A 16061-nucleotide genomic window follows, 5' to 3' on the forward strand; every position below is an offset into this window, starting at 1 on the left:
GCGATCAACTCTCGTCCCGCGGAAGGAACATCCGCCCGCGCGCCATGGTTGCCCGGATACACCGGTTCCATGGAGACGCCAGCTATGACCAGCGGTAAGACCGTTCCCCCCACCACCACCGACGCAGGCATCCGCGTCCAGAGCGACGAGCACTCCCTGACCGTCGGGCCCGACGGCCCGATCGTGCTGAACGACCATTACCTTCTCGAGCAGATGGCGAACTTCAACCGGGAGCGCATCCCGGAACGCCAGCCCCACGCCAAGGGCGCGGGCGCCTTCGGGCATTTCGAGACCACCGCGGACGTGACGAAATACACCAAGGCCGCGATCTTCCAGCCGGGTGCCCGGTGCGAATCCGTGGTCCGTTTCTCGACCGTCGCGGGCGAACGCGGCAGCCCCGACACCTGGCGCGACCCGCGCGGCTTCTCGGTCAAGCTCTACACCGAGGACGGCAATTTCGACATGGTCGGGAACAACACCCCGATCTTCTTCATCCGCGACCCGATGAAGTTCCAGCACTTCATCCGCAGCCAGAAGCGCCGCGCCGACAACGACATGCGCGACCATGACATGCAGTGGGACTTCTGGACCCTCTCGCCCGAGAGCGCGCACCAGGTGACCTACCTGATGGGCGACCGCGGCATCCCGAAAAACTGGCGCGAGATGAACGGCTATTCGAGCCACACCTATTCGCTGGTCAATGCCGAGGGCGAGAAGTTCTGGGTGAAGTTCCACTGGCACACCGACCAGGGCGACGGCAACGCCTACCTCAGCCAGGACGAGGCCGACAGGCTCGCGGGGTCGGACGGCGATTACCACCGCCGCGACCTGTTCCAGGCGATCGCGGACGGCAATTTCCCGAGCTGGACGCTGAAGTGGCAGGTCATGCCCTACGAGGACGCCAGGACCTACCACCTGAACCCGTTCGACCTGACCAAGGTCTGGCCGCACGGGGATTATCCGCTGATCGAGGTCGGCAAGCTGACGCTCGACCGCAACCCGACCGACTTCCACACCCAGATCGAACAGGCCGCGTTCGAGCCGAACAACATGGTCCCGGGCATCGGGCTGTCCCCCGACAAGATGCTGCTGGCGCGCGGATTCTCCTACGCCGATGCGCACCGCGCGCGGCTTGGCGTGAACTACAAGCAGATCCCGGTGAACGCCGCGAAGTCGCCGGTCCATTCCTATTCCAAGGACGGCGCCGGGCGGACCGAGACCGTATCGGACCCGGTCTATGCGCCGAACTCCTACGGCGGCCCGGCGGCCCAGCCGGACCTCGGCGGCGAGGCGGGCCTGTGGTATTCGGACGGCGACATGGTCCGGCAGGCCTACACCCTGCGCGAGGATGACGACGACTGGAGCCAGGCCGGCAAGCTGGTCCGCGAGGTCATGGACGACGGCATGCGCGAACGGCTGGTGATGAACGTCGTGGGCCACCTCTGCGACGGGGTCAGCGAGAAGGTGCTGCTCAGGGCCTTCGACTACTGGAAGAGCATCGACAGGGACACCGGCGAGAAGATCGAGGCCGGGGTCCGCGAGAAGCTCGGCGGCACGTCCGAGGCGCCGGGCCTCGCCTCGGCCGAGAGCATCTCGAAACAGGCGGCCGAGTGACGCCGCACGCGAAAGGGGCCGCGGTTTCCCGCGGCCCCCTCTCTGCCCCTCGCGGGGAGGTCCGGTTCAGAGCGTCCAGCCGGAGACGGCCTTCACTTCCATGAAGTCCTCGAGGCCCCAGACGCCGCCCTCGCGGCCGTTCCCGGACATCTTCATCCCGCCGAAGGGCGCACCCGCGCCGCGCGGCTTGCCGTTCATCTCGACCATGCCCGAGCGCAGTTTCAGCGACATCCGGTTGGCCTTCTCGCCGTCCTGGGTCTGGACGTAGTTGGTCAGGCCGTAGGGCGTGTCGTTGGCGATCTCGACCGCTTCCTCTTCGGTCTCGAAGGGGATGATGGTCAGGACGGGGCCGAAGATCTCTTCCCGCGCGATGGTCATCTGGTTGTTCACGTCGGCGAAGACCGTGGGTTTCACGAAGTAGCCGCGGTTCATCCCCTCGGGCTTTCCGGTGCCGCCGGCGACCAGCCGCGCGCCCTCGTCGATGCCCTTCTGGATCAGGTCCTGGATCTTCTCGAACTGGCTCGCATTGACCACCGGACCGATGTGCTTGCCGTCCTCATGGGCGGACCCCACGGTGACCTTGCCGGCGATCTCGGCGGCCGCCTCGACGGTCTTGTCGTAGATCCCCTTCTGCACCAGCATCCGGGACGGCGCGTTGCAGGACTGGCCCGAGTTGTTCATCATGTGCAGCACGCCACGCTTCACCGCCGCGTCGTCCGCGTCGTCGAAGATCACGTTGGCGCCCTTGCCGCCCAGCTCCAGATGCACCCGCTTCAGCGTCTCGGCCGCCGCGATGGAGATCTGGCGCCCCGCGCGGGTCGAGCCGGTGAAGCTGACCATGTCCACGTCCTCGTGGGTGGTCAGCGCGTTGCCGGTGTCCACGCCGTTGCCGTTCACCAGGTTGAAGACGCCCTTCGGGAAGCCCGCCGCGTCGATCATCTCGGCGAAGAGCATCGCGTTCAGCGGCGATTCCTCGGAGGGTTTCAGCACCATGGTGCAGCCCGCGATCAGCGCCGCGATCACCTTCAGCGTGATCTGGTTCATCGGCCAGTTCCACGGCGTGATCAGCGCGCAGACGCCGACGGGCTCATAGACGATGCGGGTGTTCGGGTCATGGTCGCCCAGCGGACGGTTGAACTCGAACGCCTTGGCGGCGCGGATGAAATTCTTGGTGTGGCCGAGCCCGGCGCCCACCTGGGCGGAGCGGGCCAGCGCGATCGGCGCGCCCATCTCGGTCGAGATCGCCTTGGCCATCTCCTCGGCGCGCTCCTGGTAGATCTCGAGGAATTTCTCGACCTTCGCGATGCGCTCTTCCGGCGGCGTGGCCATCCAGCCCGGGAAGGCGGCCTTGGCGGCGGCGACGGCGGCGTCCACGTCGGCCTTGCCGGCGATGGAGATCACCGCGCAGGGCTCCTCGGTGGAGGGGTCGATCACCTCCAGGTCCTTGCCCTCTTTCGGGTCCACCCACTCACCGTTGATGTAGAACTGACGTTTCTCGAGCATGTTTGTCTCTCCCTTGTCCCGCGGATTCCGCCTCGCGGGCGGCGCTTCCGCATTTCGGCGGCACTGTTGCACCGGGCGCATGGCGCTGCAAGCGCAGACGGGGGTGCAAAGGCGCACGATGCTGTCTATCTATTGCGCAACGACATCCAGACAGGAGGACCTCATGGGTTTGCGCATCAACGACACCGTCCCCAATTTCACCGCCGAGACCGACCAGGGCGAGATCAAGTTCCACGACTTCATCGGCGACAGCTGGGCGATCCTGTTCTCGCACCCCAAGGACTTCACCCCGGTCTGCACGACCGAGTTCGGCGCCGTCGCCCAGCTGGCCGACGAATGGGAGAAGCGCAACACCAAGGTGATCGGCATTTCCGTCGACAGCGCCGAGGATCACCGCAAGTGGAAGGGTGACATCGAGAGCTTCGCGGGCGCCAAGGCCGGCTTCCCGATCATCGCCGACCAGGGGCTCGAAGTGGCCAAGATGTTCGACATGCTGCCCGCCGAGGCGCATCTGCCGGACCAGCCGACCCCCGCCGACAGCGCGACCGTGCGCTCGGTCTTCATCGTCGGGCCGGACAAGAAGCTGAAGCTGTCGATGACCTACCCGATGACCATCGGCCGGAACTTCGCCGAAGTGCTCCGCGCGCTCGACGCGCTGCAGGCGACCTACGAGAAGCCGATCGCCGCGCCCGCCAACTGGGTGCCGGGGCAGGACGTGATCGTCGCGCTGTCGCTGGACGACGCGGCGGCCGAGGAGAAATACGGCAAGCTCGACAAGAAGCTGCCCTACCTGCGGTTCGCCAAGGATCCGAGCTGAGAGCGTCCGTCGGGCACCCTGCCGGCCGGGGTTCGCCCCGGCCCGAGGCTCTGAAAACACGTAGATGACATCGCAGGGCGGGATCGATCCCGCCCTGCCTATGCCGGCCGACCCGCACCTGCCGGAGCGCCAACCGATCCCCGAGGGCGGATTCACCCCGCCGGTCCCCCCGGGTCCGGGGCCAGACTCCTCCCACCCCGCCCCATACCGGTTCGCGCCCGAGGCCGAGGGCGGAGAGCGCGCGCCATGATGGACCCCGCGGATTGCAACCGCTCCCCCCTCAACCCGTCTTGCCCCCGCCCCGCGCTCCCCCGATGATGCGCGCATGGATTGGCGGGATCAGGGGATCGTTCTGGCGGTGCGGCGGCACGGCGAAAACGCGGCCATCGTCGAGGTGTTCACCCCCTCGCGCGGCCGCCATGCCGGCGTCGTGCGCGGCGGCACCTCGCGCAAGATGACGCCCGTCCTGCAACCCGGCGCGCAGGTCGACCTCGCCTGGCGCGCACGGCTCGAGGATCACCTCGGCCATTTCACGGTCGAGCCGGTCCGCTCCCGCGCCACCGCCCTGTCGGACCGGATGTCGCTGGCCGGGCTCAACGCGGTCTGCGCCCTGCTCAGCTTCTGCCTGCCCGAGCGCGAGGCGCACCAGCCGCTCTATCGGCGGACCGAGACGCTGCTCGACCTGCTGGGCGACGACGATCTCTGGCCGCTGGCCTATCTTCGCTGGGAACTCGCCCTGCTGGAGGAGGTGGGCTACGGGCTCGATCTCTCGGCCTGCGCGGTGACCGGCGCGCGGGAGGGGCTGGCCTTCGTGTCACCCCGCACCGGCCGGGCGGTGACGCGGGCCGGTGCGGGGGAGTATGTCGACCGCCTCCTGCCCCTGCCGCCCGTGCTGCTCGGCGCCGGCGAGGCGCCGGACAGCGAGATCGCCGAGGCATTCCGGGTCACGGGCCATTTCCTGTCGGAACGGCTGGCGCCCGAGCTGGGCTCCAGGCCCCTCCCGGATGCGCGCCAGCGCTACGTGGACCTCTTCGCGCGGCGCCTGCGGCAGGGCGGCGGCGTGCCGGGCTGAAACCCGGCCCGGCCCCCCTCCCCTGCCCGCGGGATGGGCGGAGCCGCGGCGTCCCGGCCCCAGGGGCCCCCGGGGCGGTAGACATCCCGCCCCCGCCCGGCCTATCAGGGGCCGGACAAGCAAGAGGCCGACATGGACATTCCGAAACCGGTGGTTCTGTGCATTCTCGACGGATGGGGGATCGGCGAGACCGAGACCGCCAACGCGCCTGCCCTGGCGAAAACCCCCACGTTCGACCGGATCATGGCGACCTGCCCGCATGCGACGCTGATCACCCACGGGCCCGACGTGGGCCTGCCCTCGGGGCAGATGGGCAATTCCGAGGTCGGCCATACGAACATCGGCGCCGGACGCGTCGTGGCGATGGATCTCGGCCAGATCGACCTCGCCATCGAGGACGGGTCCTTCTTCCGCAACGCGGCGCTGCAGGACTTCATCGCCCGGCTGAAGGAGACCGGCGGCACCGCGCATCTGATGGGCCTCGCCTCGGACGGCGGCGTGCACGGGCACACAAACCACATCCTTGCCGCGGTGAAGGCGGTGACCGACGCGGGCGTGCCGGTGGTGCTCCACGCAATCACCGACGGGCGCGACGTGGCGCCCAAGTCGGCCTATGGCTACATCGGCGAGATCGAGGACGCGCTGCCGGAAGGCGCCCGGATCGGCACGCTTTCGGGGCGGTACTACGCGCTCGACCGGGACAATCGCTGGGAGCGGGTGGCCGAAGCCTACCGCGCGATGATCGGCGGCGAAGGGCAGGTCTCGGCCACCGCCCATGCGGCGGTGACGCGGGGCTACGAGAACGGCGAGACCGACGAGTTCATCACCCCCACCGTCATCGCGGGCTTCCGGGGCGTGCAGGACGGAGACGGCGTCTTCTGCCTCAACTTCCGCGCCGACCGGGCGCGCGAGATCGTCGCGGCGATCGGGCAGCCGGATTTCGACGGGTTCGACACCGGCCCGCGCCCGAAACTGGCGGCGCTTCTGGGGATGGTGGAATATTCGCAGGCCCACAACGACTACATGACCACCTGTTTCCCGAAGCAGGAGATCGTGAACACGCTCGGCGAATGGGTGGCGAAGAAGGGCCTGCGCCAGTTCCGGCTGGCCGAGACCGAGAAATACCCGCATGTCACCTTCTTCCTGAACGGCGGCAAGGAGCCCCCCGAGGAGGGCGAGTCGCGCTTCATGCCGAAATCGCCGAAGGTCGCGACCTACGACCTGCAGCCCGAAATGTCGGCAGCGGAGGTCACCGACCGCTTCGTCGCCGCCATCGAGGCCGGCTATGACCTGATCGTGACGAACTATGCCAACCCGGACATGGTAGGCCACACCGGCGACCTCTCTGCCGCGATCGCCGCCTGCGAGGCGGTGGATGCGGGGCTCGGCCGGGTCGTCGAGGCTCTGGAAACGGCGGGTGGCGCGATGATCCTGACCGCGGATCACGGCAATTGCGAGATGATGGTGGACCCGGTCACGGGCGGGCCGCACACGGCGCATACGACGAACCTCGTCCCGGTGGCGCTGTTCGGCGGGCCGAAGGGGGCGACGCTGAGGGACGGACGGCTGGCGGACATCGCGCCGACGCTGCTCGCGCTCATGGGGCTGGAGCCGCCGGCCGAGATGACGGGGAAGAGCCTGATCGCATGAGGCGCGGGGGCTTCCGATATCCGGCGCGATCCGGCCTGCCAGGCGCAGATCGGGGCTCTGTCGCCCAGGCGGTCACGCGGGGACCGAAAGCCGTCTTGGCCGCCGCCCTCCTCGCCCTTCCCCTTCCCGCCCTCGCCACCCCCGCCGACCCCGGCGCGGCGGCAAGGAGTGCCGCGCAGATGCTGGGCGCGGCTGCGGAAGAGCTCGACCAGGCCGACACCGCGCGGAACCGCGTCAAGGCGCTGACCGCCACGGTCCGCGCCTACGAGGCCGGGCTCGCCGCGATGCGCGAGGGGCTGCGCCATGTCTCGATCCGGGAAGCCGCGCTCGCCGCCGAGCTGTCCTCGCGCGAGGCCGAGATCGCGCAGCTCCTGGGCGTGCTCCAGACCCTCTCGCGCAACACCTCGCCGGTGCTGCTGCTGCACCCGGCCGGGCCCGTGGGCACCGCACGGTCGGGCATGATCCTCGCGGACGTCGCTCCGGCGCTCGAGACGAAGGCCGCGGAGCTGCGCGCCAAGCTCGAGGAGGCCCGGACGCTCCGGACCCTCCAGCAGGCGGCGCTGAACCAGCTGCAGGACGGGCTCGACGGCGTGCAGAAGGCCCGTGCCGCGCTCTCCGAGGCGGTGGCCGACCGCAAGGACCTGCCGAAACGCTTCACCGAGGATGCGGTGAAGACGGGGATCCTGATCGCCTCGACCGAGACACTCGAGGGCTTCGCCTCGGGCCTCAGCGATATCGCGACCGACGAGGCGCCGGGCTCCCTGCCCGACATCACCGCCCGCAAGGGCAGCCTTCCGCTGCCCGCCGAGGGCCGCGTCCTGCGCCGCGCGGGCGAGGCGGACGCGGCGGGCGTGACCCGTCCTGGCATCGTTCTGGCGACTCGTCCGCGGGCGCTCGTGACCACGCCCACGGCCGCCACGATCCGTTATCGCGGGCCGCTTCTGGACTACGGAAACGTGATGATCCTTGAGCCGCAGGCCGGGGTTTTGTTCGTGCTGGCCGGTCTGGAGGTGGTCTATGGTGCCGCCGGACAGGTCTTGCCCGCAGGCTCTCCGATCGGCCTTATGGGCGGCGACCAGCCCTCCGCCGAATCCATCGTCCGGCAAGCGTCCGACGGCGGGGGCAGCGAGCGCAGCCAGACGCTCTACATCGAAGTGAGACAGGGGAATGACCCCCAGGACCCGGAAACGTGGTTCCAAACGGCGAAGGAAGGTTAAGGCATGAAACGGTTCTTCATTGCGGCAGCGGGCGGGATCGCCACCGGGGTGCTGATCAGCACCCAGGTCGCCGCCCCGCTCCTGGCGCAGGAAACCTCGCGACCGGCGAGCGTCTACGAGCAGCTCGACCTCTTCGGCGACATATTCGAGCGCATCCGCGCGCAATACGTGGAGGAAGTCGACGAGGGCAAGCTGGTCGAGGCGGCCATCGACGGCATGCTGACCTCGCTCGATCCGCATTCCAGCTATCTCTCGCCCGACGACGCCGCGAACATGCGCGTCCAGACCCGGGGCGAGTTCGGCGGTCTCGGGATCGAGGTCACCCAGGAAGACGGCTTCGTGAAGGTCGTCTCGCCGATGGACGGCACCCCCGCCGCCGAGGCGGGCGTCGAGGCGGGCGATTTCATCACCCACGTGGACGGCGAGAGCCTTCTGGGCCTGACGCTGGACGACGCGGTCGAGATGATGCGCGGCCCGGTCGGCTCGGAGATCGTCATCACCGTGGTGCGCGAAGGCCAGGCCGATCCGTTCGACATCTCGATCATCCGCGACACGATCAAGCTGACGGCCGCCCGCGCCCGGACCGAAGGCAAGACCGTCGTGCTGCGGGTGACCACCTTCAACGACCAGACCTATCCGAACCTCGAGGAAGGGCTGAAGAAGGAGATCGAGGCCGCCGGCGGCATCGACAACGTCAACGGCGTCGTGCTCGACCTCCGGAACAACCCGGGCGGGCTGCTGACGCAGGCGATCAAGGTCTCCGACGCCTTCCTCGACAAGGGCGAGATCGTCTCGACCCGGGGCCGCAATCCCGAGGACGGCGAGCGCTACAACGCGACCGAAGGCGACCTGATCGACGGCAAGCCGATGGTCGTGCTGATCAACGGCGGCTCGGCCTCGGCCTCCGAAATCGTGTCGGGCGCGCTGCAGGATCACCGCCGCGCGGTCGTCGTGGGCACCAAGAGCTTCGGCAAGGGGTCGGTCCAGACGGTCATGCCGCTGCGGGGCGACGGCGCGATGCGCCTGACCACGGCGCGGTACTACACGCCGTCGGGCCGCTCGATCCAGTCGCTGGGCATCTCGCCCGACATCGTCGTGGCCCAGCCTACGGCCAAGCCCGAGGAAGAGGAAGAGGACGAAGGCAGCATCGCCCGCCGGAACCGGTCCGAAGCGGACCTGCGCGGCGCGCTGTCGAACGACTCGCTCTCCGAAGACGAGATCCGGCAGATCGAGGACGAGCAGGAGCAGGCCGAACAGGCCGCCAAGCTGCGCGACGAGGATTACCAGCTCGCCTATGCGATCGACATCCTGAAGGGCTACACGGCGCTGAAGCCGTAAGCCCCTGACAAAGCTATGCGAAGGGCCGGTGCGGATGCGCCGGCCCTTTTGCTTTGCGCCATCGGAGCCGCGCGCTCAGACGATCCCGTGAAACCGCTCGGGAATGCGCACGACACGCGGCGCGCCGGGCATCAGCGGCTTGTTCCAGGCATAGGGCGGCCGCAGCAGCGTCTGGACCCGGCGCGCGGTGCGGGTCGTCTCGTCGAAATCGCCGGGCGGGGTGCCCGCCACGATGTCGAAGGCCTTCTGCCGGCGCCTGAGGTGGTTCGTCCAGCCGCCGGCGATCCGGTCGCTGTCGCCGCTGCGCGCGGTGGCCGTGGCGTGGTCCATCATCCCGAGGTGGAAGAGGTAGAGATGCGGCTGGATGTGGAAATTCCGCCGCTTCACCCGGTGGAACCCGCTCCCCCACGTCACCGGCGCGAAGGAGATCGCGGGCTTGGTGTAGCGGGTCGAGACATGGGCAAAACGCCGCTGCCCGAGGATCGGCCGGTCGAGCGCGATCGGCCCCTCCTCTCCGGTGTGCTGGGCGACGTCGAGCCCGAGCCCCGAGAGGGAGCTGACGTTGCGCTCCGCGAGCGTCCTGGCCAGCAGCGCGGAGAGGTCGGTGTAGTGGTCGGGATCGGGCACGAGGAATTCGTCCACGTCCAGCGCGATCACCACGTCGTAGAGACGGTGCAGCCCCCGCGCGATGTCCGAGATCAGCCGCGCCCGGCGCCGGTCCGCGACCGAGCGTTCGGCCGGCACGAAGGGCACCCGGAGGAGGTTCGGCGCCGGCACGGCGTCGGGCAGCGGCTGGTCGAAGCCGTCGAGCACCACGTAGAGGCATTCGGGACCGAACAGGCGGCCGTAATAGCGCAGCCACAGGTCCAGGAAGACGCTGTCGTTGCGCACGGAAGTGAGGACGGCGACTTTCATCCGGGCTCGCGTGCTTTGGTCTCGGGTGGCGCGAGTCTTACGCGAAACGGCGGCAGAGGAAAGCGCCCGGCCGGGGCCGGGCGCGACAGTGTCACGGGGAACGGGCCGCCCGCCTGGCGGGGCAGCCCGCGCCCCGGCGCATCATTTCCGCAGGCGGCGGCCCGAGGACAGTTCGTCGTCGATCTCGAAGGAGCCCGAGATCGTGACCTCGACCTCCACGTCGCCGGCCGAGACCGGAACCGCCATGTCCGCGGCCATCTCCATCCGCTGTGTCTTCATCGGCATCGGGCGGCCGACCATCTGCTCGTCGATGCTGATCACGCCGACGACCCGGGTGCCGATCGCCTCGGCATATTGCTCGGCCTTCTCGCGCAGTTCGGCGGCGGCCTTCGCGCGGGCCTCGGCCTCGAGCTCGCTGGTGTCCTCGATCGAGAACTCGATGGAGTTGATCGTGTTCACCCCGGCCTCGACCACGGCATCCAGCGCCGAGCCGAGCCCGTCGATCTCGTCCACCCGGATCCGCACGATGTTCGTCGCCTGATAGCCCGCGATGCGCGGCACCTCGCCGCTTTCGGGCCGCTCGTTGGCATAGCGCGGATCGAGCGAGATGCTGAGCGTCGCGATGTCCTCGGACGGGATGCCGGCGGCCTGCAGACCGGTCATGACCTGCTGCATCTTCTCGGTATTGGCGCGCATCGCCTCCTGCGCGGTGAGACCCTCGCTCACCACGCCGATGGTCACGCTGGCCTCGTCCGGCGGCGCGGTCACGGTGGCGGTGGAGGTCACGCGGATCTGCGGGATCTGCTCCTGCGCGGCGACGGGGGCGGCCAGCGCGAGCGTGGCAGCCAGCGCGAGGGGCGTGCTCATAGTCCTGAGTTTCAAGGCGAAATCCTTTCCTGATCGATTCCCGCCCAACGTTGTGTGGCGGGGCCCGGTTGCATCCTAGCGAGCCTTGCGCGCCGCGTCCCATCACGGCTGCTTGTGCACGGGGAGAGGGGCGTTGAAGGCGGCGGGCGGATACCGCAGGATCGCCGGAACCGGAGGAGCCCCATGACCCTGAAAGCCGCCTGCCTCGCCCTGATCCTCGCCCTCGCCGCGGCCGCCGCTCCCGCGCAGGACCGCGCCGCCGTCGAACGCCAGTTCCGCGGCTGGCTCGAACAGGTCGTCTGGCCGCGGGCCGCGGAGCAGGGCGTCACCCGCGCGACCTTCGAGCGGGCGTTCGACGGGGTCCGGCTGAACTGGGAGCTGCCCGACCTCGTGCCGCCGGGGACCACGCCGCAGACGCCGAAACGCCAGCGGCAGGCCGAATTCGGCGCGCCGGGGAAGTATTTCAACCGCGGCTCCGTCGACGGCGCCACCGCCACGGGCCGCGAGATGGCGCGCCGCCATGCCGGCACGCTTGCGGCCGTCGAGAGGACGACCGGCGTGCCCGGCCGCATCATCCTCGCCATCTGGGGCCGGGAAAGCGGCTATGGCCGCGTCGCGATCCCCCACGACGTCTTCGAGGTGCTGGGCACCAAGGGCTTCATGTCCACCCGCGCCGGGTATTTCACCGACGAGCTGGTCGCCGCCCTGCAGATCGCCGAGGCCGGCCATGCGCCGGAACGCGCCATGAAAAGCTCCTGGGCGGGCGCGCTCGGGCAGCCGCAGTTCATGCCGTCGAACTTCCTCGCCTACGCCGCGGACGGCGATGGCGACGGGCGTGCCGACATCTGGCGGTCCGAGGCGGACACCATCGCCTCGATCGGCCATTACCTCGCGCGGCACGGCTGGGTGCCCGGACGGGACTGGGGCTTCGAGGTGACCGTCCCCGGCACCGTGTCCTGCGCGCTGGAAGGGCCGGATCAGGGCAGGCCGATCCGGGCGTGGGAAGCGCTCGGCATCGCCCGCGTCGGCGGCAAGGCCTTCCCGGAGCACGAGCGCGACGGCGAGGGGTTCCTGCTGATGCCTGCCGGCCGGAACGGGCCCGCCTTCATCGTGACGCCGAATTTCTACGTGTTGAAGGACTACAACATGAGCGACCTCTACGCGCTGTTCGTGGGCCACGTGGGGGACCGGATCCAGTACGGGATGGGCGATTTCTCGGCCGGCTGGGGCGCGGTCGGCGGGCTCTACCGCTCGGACGTGGCGGCGATGCAGCGCGCGCTCGAGGCGCAGGGCCATGATGTCGGTGGCGCCGACGGGCTGGCGGGCTTCAAGACCCGCCGCTCGATCGGACGCTGGCAGCAGGCGCAGGGCATGCCCGCGACCTGTTTTCCCGAGGCGGCGATGAAATCCGCGCTTTCGCGCTAGGCCGTAAACCTTCGGGCAAGGTTTCGCGGGTAGTCCGGAGCGGCACAGCTCCGGGAGGGCGCAGATGTTCACCCCGTCGATCATGGGCAGCGGCCTAGTCGGCTATACCTTCCTCGCCCGCACCCGGGCCGACCAGCAGGCCGCGATGGCCCGCACCCCCGTGATCGCGCGCGAAGCCTCGGCCTTCGTCGCCGGGCTGAAGGACGTCCAGACCGTCGATCAGCTGATGGAGAACCGGACATTGCTGAAGGTCGCGCTCGGCGCCTTCGGGCTGGGAGAGGACATCGACAACCGCGCCTTCATCCGCAAGGTGCTCAGCTCCGATCTCGCCGACGAACGGTCGCTGGCCAACCGGCTGGCGGACAAGCGCTATCTCGCCTTCGCGCGGGCCTTCGCCTTCGGTGGCAGCGGCACGCCCGCGCTGGCCGGGCTCACGCCGGCCGACAGCGTGGCCGACGATCTGGCCGCCGTCCGCACGGTCGACGACCTGATGGCGGATCCGGCCCTCCTGCGCGCGACGCTCCAGAGCTTCGGGCTCGAAAAGGACATCGGCAACACCTATTTCCTGCGCCAGGTGCTGGGCTCCGACCCGGCCGATCCCGCCTCCTTCGCCGCCCGGCTGTCCGATCCCCGCTACGCGGAGCTGGCCGCGGCCTTCGGCCTCGCCGACAAGCAGCGGGAGGCGGCGGGCATCCGGGGCTTCGCCGACGCCTTCGCCGACGCGGCGGAGGGGCTGAAGACCGCCGACGACCTCTTCGCCGCCCCCGATCTTCTGCAGCGGGCGCTGCGCATCTTCGGCCTGCCCGACGCCCCGGAAGACACGGACTTCCTGCGCGGGGTGCTCGAATCGGACCTCGACGACCCGGCCTCGCCCGCCAATGCGCAGGAAGATCCGCGCTACGCCGCGCTCGCCCGCGTCTTCGGCTTTGCGGAACGGGCGGCGGCGGAAGCGGCCGGAGAGGTCTTCACCAGCCGGCTGGAGAGCTTCGTCGCGAAGATGTCCGAGCGCGACACGGGGTTCACCCGCCCCAAGGACCTGCTGGACGACATCGGGCTCAGCCTCGCGGTCTTCGATTTCTTCGACCTTCCCGTCGGATCCGAGAGCTTCGCCTTCGCGCACCGCGTGCTCGCCTCGGACCGCGACAGCCCGACCTCGCTGGCCAATGTGCACCCCGACCCCCGGGTGAAGGCCTTCGCGGATGCCTTCGTCTTCCCCCCGACGGAGACGCGGCGCGTCTATCCGCCGGGCTTCGCGGAGAAGGTCGTGCAATCCTACCTCGACCGGGAATTCGAAGCCCGCGTGGGCGAAACCGATCCGGCCCTGCGCATCGCGCTGTCGCTGCCACGCGATCTGGCGCAGGTGATCGACTCGGGCGGGGGCGCCAATTCCCGCTGGTTCGGGGTGATGGCCTCGCGCCCGCTGCGCGCGGTGTTCGAGGCCGTCTTCAACCTGCCGGAAAGCTTCGGAACGCTGGAAATCGACCGCCAGCTCGGCGTGTTCCGCGCACGGGCCGAGGCGATGTTCGGCACGTCCGACCTCGCCGAACTGGCCGGGCCCGACCATATCGAGGACATCCGCCGCCGCTACCTGGTGCAGAGCAGCCTCGCCCAGAGCAAGGCCGCGCTGGTCGGCTCCGGCACGGGCGGCAGCGTCGTCTCGGCACTGCTCGCCGGGGCGATCCGGTAGGCGGGACGGTCGGACGGGCCGCCATCGATGCGGCGCGGTTCGTCACACAGGCCGATGCCGGATCATTCTGGCGCGGCTCCCCGGTTCGACCCCTCGGGCGGGATCAGCGAACCATGCGGGTCTGGTGAAGGCGGCCGCCCGGCGCATGCGGCCGAAAGCTCGTGCAGCGCGGCCTCGCGGACTTAAGCGCGGCAATGGCCAGCACACCGGCCGCAACATCGTCCCGGCGCTGCACGCCAGGGCGATCGGGCGGGAAAGGATCAGCTGGCCGGGTAGGTCGGGTGGAACAACCCGCCGGGCGACAGGGTGAAGATCTCGCAGCCATCGGCCGTGACGCCCACGGAATGCTCGAACTGGGCTGAGAGCGACTTGTCCCGCGTCACGGCGGTCCAGTCGTCGGCCAGCACCTTCGTTTCGGGCCGCCCGAGGTTCACCATCGGCTCGATGGTGAAGAACATGCCCTCTTCGAGCACAGGGCCCGTGCCGGGGCGGCCGTAATGCAGCACGTTCGGCGGCGCGTGGAAGACGCGGCCCAGGCCGTGGCCGCAGAAGTCGCGGACGACCGACATGCGATGCGCCTCGACGAAGCTCTGGATGGCGTGGCCGATGTCACCGAAGGTATTGCCGGGCTTAACCGCCTCGATCCCCTTCATCAGGGCGTCGTGGGTGATCTCGATCAGCCGCTCGGGCTTGCGGGCCAGCTTGCCCGCCACGTACATCCGCGAGGTGTCACCGTACCAGCCGTCCACGATCACGGTGACGTCGATGTTGAGGATGTCGCCGTCCTTCAGCTTCTTGTCGCCCGGGATCCCGTGGCAGACCACGTGGTTCACCGAGATGCAGGAGGCGTGCTTGTAGCCCTTGTAACCGATGGTCGCGGATTTCGCGCCCGCCTCGTCCACCCAGGTTTCGATCAGACGGTCGATCTCTCCGGTCGTCTGGCCGGGAAAGACATGCGGCGCGATGCGGTCGAGGATCTCGGCCGCCAGCCGGCCTGCCCTGCGCATGCCGGCGTAATCCGCCTCCTGGTAGATGCGGATGCCATCCTTCGTCATGCGTCCCCGGTGTTCCTGGTCCAAGGAGGTCGGTCCCTTCGAGATAATTACGTGCACTTGCAGCGAAAATAGCCCTTTGCGCGACGGATTGCCAGTGACATGCCGAAAATTGCCTGCATCGTGAGGCGGGTTTTACCCGTTCGTTACCGGGTCGGCGCCACCGCGGCCCCCGTGATCGCCCCGACATCCGCCGCATCGCCGACCGTTATCCCCTCGGGCGAGATGCGACAGCCGAGCGCCATCACCTCCACCCCCGCCGCAAGCGCCGTCTCCATCCCGGCCGCATAGGCGGGGTCCATGTCGGCGGCGAGGCGCACCTGTGCGCAATCTGTCCGCTGCACGACGAAGAGCAGCACCGCCCGGTGCCCGGCCCGCGCCATCGCCGCCAGCTCGTGCAGGTGCCTGAGCCCGCGGGCCGTCACGCTGTCCGGAAACTCGGCGAGGCCCGCGCGGCGCGACAGGGTGACCGCCTTCACCTCGACATAGGCATCGGGCAGGCCCGCGCCCTGAAGCAGGAAGTCCACGCGGCTGCCGGTGCCGTATTTCACCTCCGGCCGGACCACGTCGTAGGCCGCCAGCGCCGGCACCGCGCGGGCGACAAGCGCCTCGCGCAGCACCCGGTTCGGGACCGAGGTGTCCACACCCGTGAAATGTCCGTTCTCGTGATCGACCAGCCGCCAGCCGTATTTCAGCTTCTTCCGGGGGTCGTCGTTGGGCTCCACCCAGACCAGCATCCCCGGCTCGGCCAGCCCCATCATCGAGCCGGGATTGGCGCAATGCACCGTCACCTCTGTCCCGTCCTCGAGCCGGACATCGGCGAGGAAGCGCTTGTAACGGCGGATCAGGCGCGCGGGGACGAGGGGGGTTTGAAAGCGCATGTGCCGCGCCTATACCGTTGCGA

13 protein-coding genes are annotated in these 16061 nt (G+C 69.3%); 8 read left to right on the top strand and 5 right to left on the bottom strand.

Annotation, left to right across the window (positions count from 1 at the left end; translation table 11 throughout):
- Positions 1–84 precede the first annotated feature (84 nt).
- Positions 85–1614 (top strand): catalase, encoded by a 1530-nt coding sequence (locus Q344_RS0110755; protein WP_028286701.1) that lies wholly within the window; start codon positions 85–87, stop codon positions 1612–1614.
- A 66-nt stretch (positions 1615–1680) separates the two neighbouring features.
- Here the strand turns inward: Q344_RS0110755 and Q344_RS0110760 are convergent, their stop codons facing one another.
- Positions 1681–3117 carry an aldehyde dehydrogenase family protein gene (locus Q344_RS0110760; RefSeq protein WP_028286702.1) on the bottom strand — a complete coding sequence of 479 codons (1437 nt, stop codon included), beginning with the start codon at positions 3115–3117 and terminating at the stop codon, positions 1681–1683.
- Positions 3118–3280: 163 nt separating this feature from the next.
- Between Q344_RS0110760 and Q344_RS0110765 the strand changes: the two genes are divergently transcribed.
- The 5 genes from Q344_RS0110765 to Q344_RS0110785 all read left to right on the top strand — a co-directional run bounded on the left by Q344_RS0110765 (position 3281) and on the right by Q344_RS0110785 (position 9211).
- On the top strand, positions 3281–3934 hold the full coding sequence (locus tag Q344_RS0110765; protein ID WP_028286703.1) for a peroxiredoxin: 654 nt from the start codon (positions 3281–3283) through the stop codon (positions 3932–3934).
- 325 nt (positions 3935–4259) lie between these two features.
- The gene (gene recO, locus Q344_RS0110770; protein ID WP_028286704.1) at positions 4260–5006 is read left to right on the top strand and encodes a DNA repair protein RecO; all 747 of its coding nucleotides are present in this window, start codon (positions 4260–4262) and stop codon (positions 5004–5006) included.
- A gap of 132 nt (positions 5007–5138) precedes the next feature.
- Positions 5139–6656, top strand: a complete 1518-nt coding sequence (gene gpmI / locus Q344_RS0110775; protein ID WP_028286705.1) for a 2,3-bisphosphoglycerate-independent phosphoglycerate mutase — start codon at positions 5139–5141, stop codon at positions 6654–6656.
- 95 nt (positions 6657–6751) lie between these two features.
- Positions 6752–7873 (top strand): murein hydrolase activator EnvC family protein, encoded by a 1122-nt coding sequence (locus Q344_RS0110780; RefSeq protein ID WP_028286706.1) that lies wholly within the window; start codon positions 6752–6754, stop codon positions 7871–7873.
- A 3-nt stretch (positions 7874–7876) separates the two neighbouring features.
- Positions 7877–9211: a S41 family peptidase gene (locus Q344_RS0110785; protein WP_028286707.1), complete on the top strand. Its 1335-nt coding sequence runs from the start codon at positions 7877–7879 to the stop codon at positions 9209–9211.
- Positions 9212–9286: 75 nt separating this feature from the next.
- Here the strand turns inward: Q344_RS0110785 and Q344_RS0110790 are convergent, their stop codons facing one another.
- Entirely contained in the window at positions 9287–10126 is an 840-nt protein-coding gene (locus tag Q344_RS0110790) for a glycosyltransferase family 2 protein (protein ID WP_028286708.1), read from the bottom strand.
- 141 nt (positions 10127–10267) lie between these two features.
- Entirely contained in the window at positions 10268–11008 is a 741-nt protein-coding gene (locus Q344_RS23755; RefSeq protein ID WP_156954694.1) for an SIMPL domain-containing protein, read from the bottom strand.
- A 168-nt stretch (positions 11009–11176) separates the two neighbouring features.
- Between Q344_RS23755 and Q344_RS0110800 the strand changes: the two genes are divergently transcribed.
- Together Q344_RS0110800 and Q344_RS0110805 are read left to right on the top strand one after the other, a co-directional pair.
- Complete coding sequence (locus Q344_RS0110800; protein ID WP_028286709.1) at positions 11177–12418, top strand: lytic murein transglycosylase; 1242 nt, start codon at positions 11177–11179, stop codon at positions 12416–12418.
- A gap of 64 nt (positions 12419–12482) precedes the next feature.
- Positions 12483–14105: a DUF1217 domain-containing protein gene (locus Q344_RS0110805; RefSeq protein WP_028286710.1), complete on the top strand. Its 1623-nt coding sequence runs from the start codon at positions 12483–12485 to the stop codon at positions 14103–14105.
- Positions 14106–14365: 260 nt separating this feature from the next.
- Here the strand turns inward: Q344_RS0110805 and map are convergent, their stop codons facing one another.
- Together map and sfsA are read right to left on the bottom strand one after the other, a co-directional pair.
- On the bottom strand, positions 14366–15160 hold the full coding sequence (map, locus tag Q344_RS0110810) for a type I methionyl aminopeptidase (RefSeq protein WP_036539103.1): 795 nt from the start codon (positions 15158–15160) through the stop codon (positions 14366–14368).
- A gap of 143 nt (positions 15161–15303) precedes the next feature.
- Positions 15304–16038, bottom strand: a complete 735-nt coding sequence (sfsA, locus tag Q344_RS23760) for a DNA/RNA nuclease SfsA (RefSeq protein ID WP_051630570.1) — start codon at positions 16036–16038, stop codon at positions 15304–15306.
- Positions 16039–16061 lie beyond the last annotated feature (23 nt).

It is taken from the genome of Pseudooceanicola nanhaiensis DSM 18065, from assembly GCF_000688295.1.
GTDB lineage: Bacteria > Pseudomonadota > Alphaproteobacteria > Rhodobacterales > Rhodobacteraceae > Pseudooceanicola > Pseudooceanicola nanhaiensis.

Bases quoted from the DNA above. Each gene is read 5' to 3' on its own strand.
- Q344_RS0110800 (WP_028286709.1), top strand. From the start codon at position 11,177: ATGACCCTGAAAGCCGCCTGCCTCGCCCTGATCCTCGCCCTCGCCGCG.
- Q344_RS0110755 (WP_028286701.1), top strand. From the start codon at position 85: ATGACCAGCGGTAAGACCGTTCCCCCCACCACCACCGACGCAGGCATC.
- Q344_RS0110790 (WP_028286708.1), bottom strand. From the start codon at position 10,126: ATGAAAGTCGCCGTCCTCACTTCCGTGCGCAACGACAGCGTCTTCCTG.
- recO (WP_028286704.1), top strand. From the start codon at position 4,260: ATGGATTGGCGGGATCAGGGGATCGTTCTGGCGGTGCGGCGGCACGGC.
- Q344_RS0110765 (WP_028286703.1), top strand. From the start codon at position 3,281: ATGGGTTTGCGCATCAACGACACCGTCCCCAATTTCACCGCCGAGACC.
- sfsA (WP_051630570.1), bottom strand. From the start codon at position 16,038: ATGCGCTTTCAAACCCCCCTCGTCCCCGCGCGCCTGATCCGCCGTTAC.
- Q344_RS0110805 (WP_028286710.1), top strand. From the start codon at position 12,483: ATGTTCACCCCGTCGATCATGGGCAGCGGCCTAGTCGGCTATACCTTC.
- map (WP_036539103.1), bottom strand. From the start codon at position 15,160: ATGACGAAGGATGGCATCCGCATCTACCAGGAGGCGGATTACGCCGGC.
- Q344_RS0110760 (WP_028286702.1), bottom strand. From the start codon at position 3,117: ATGCTCGAGAAACGTCAGTTCTACATCAACGGTGAGTGGGTGGACCCG.
- gpmI (WP_028286705.1), top strand. From the start codon at position 5,139: ATGGACATTCCGAAACCGGTGGTTCTGTGCATTCTCGACGGATGGGGG.
- Q344_RS0110785 (WP_028286707.1), top strand. From the start codon at position 7,877: ATGAAACGGTTCTTCATTGCGGCAGCGGGCGGGATCGCCACCGGGGTG.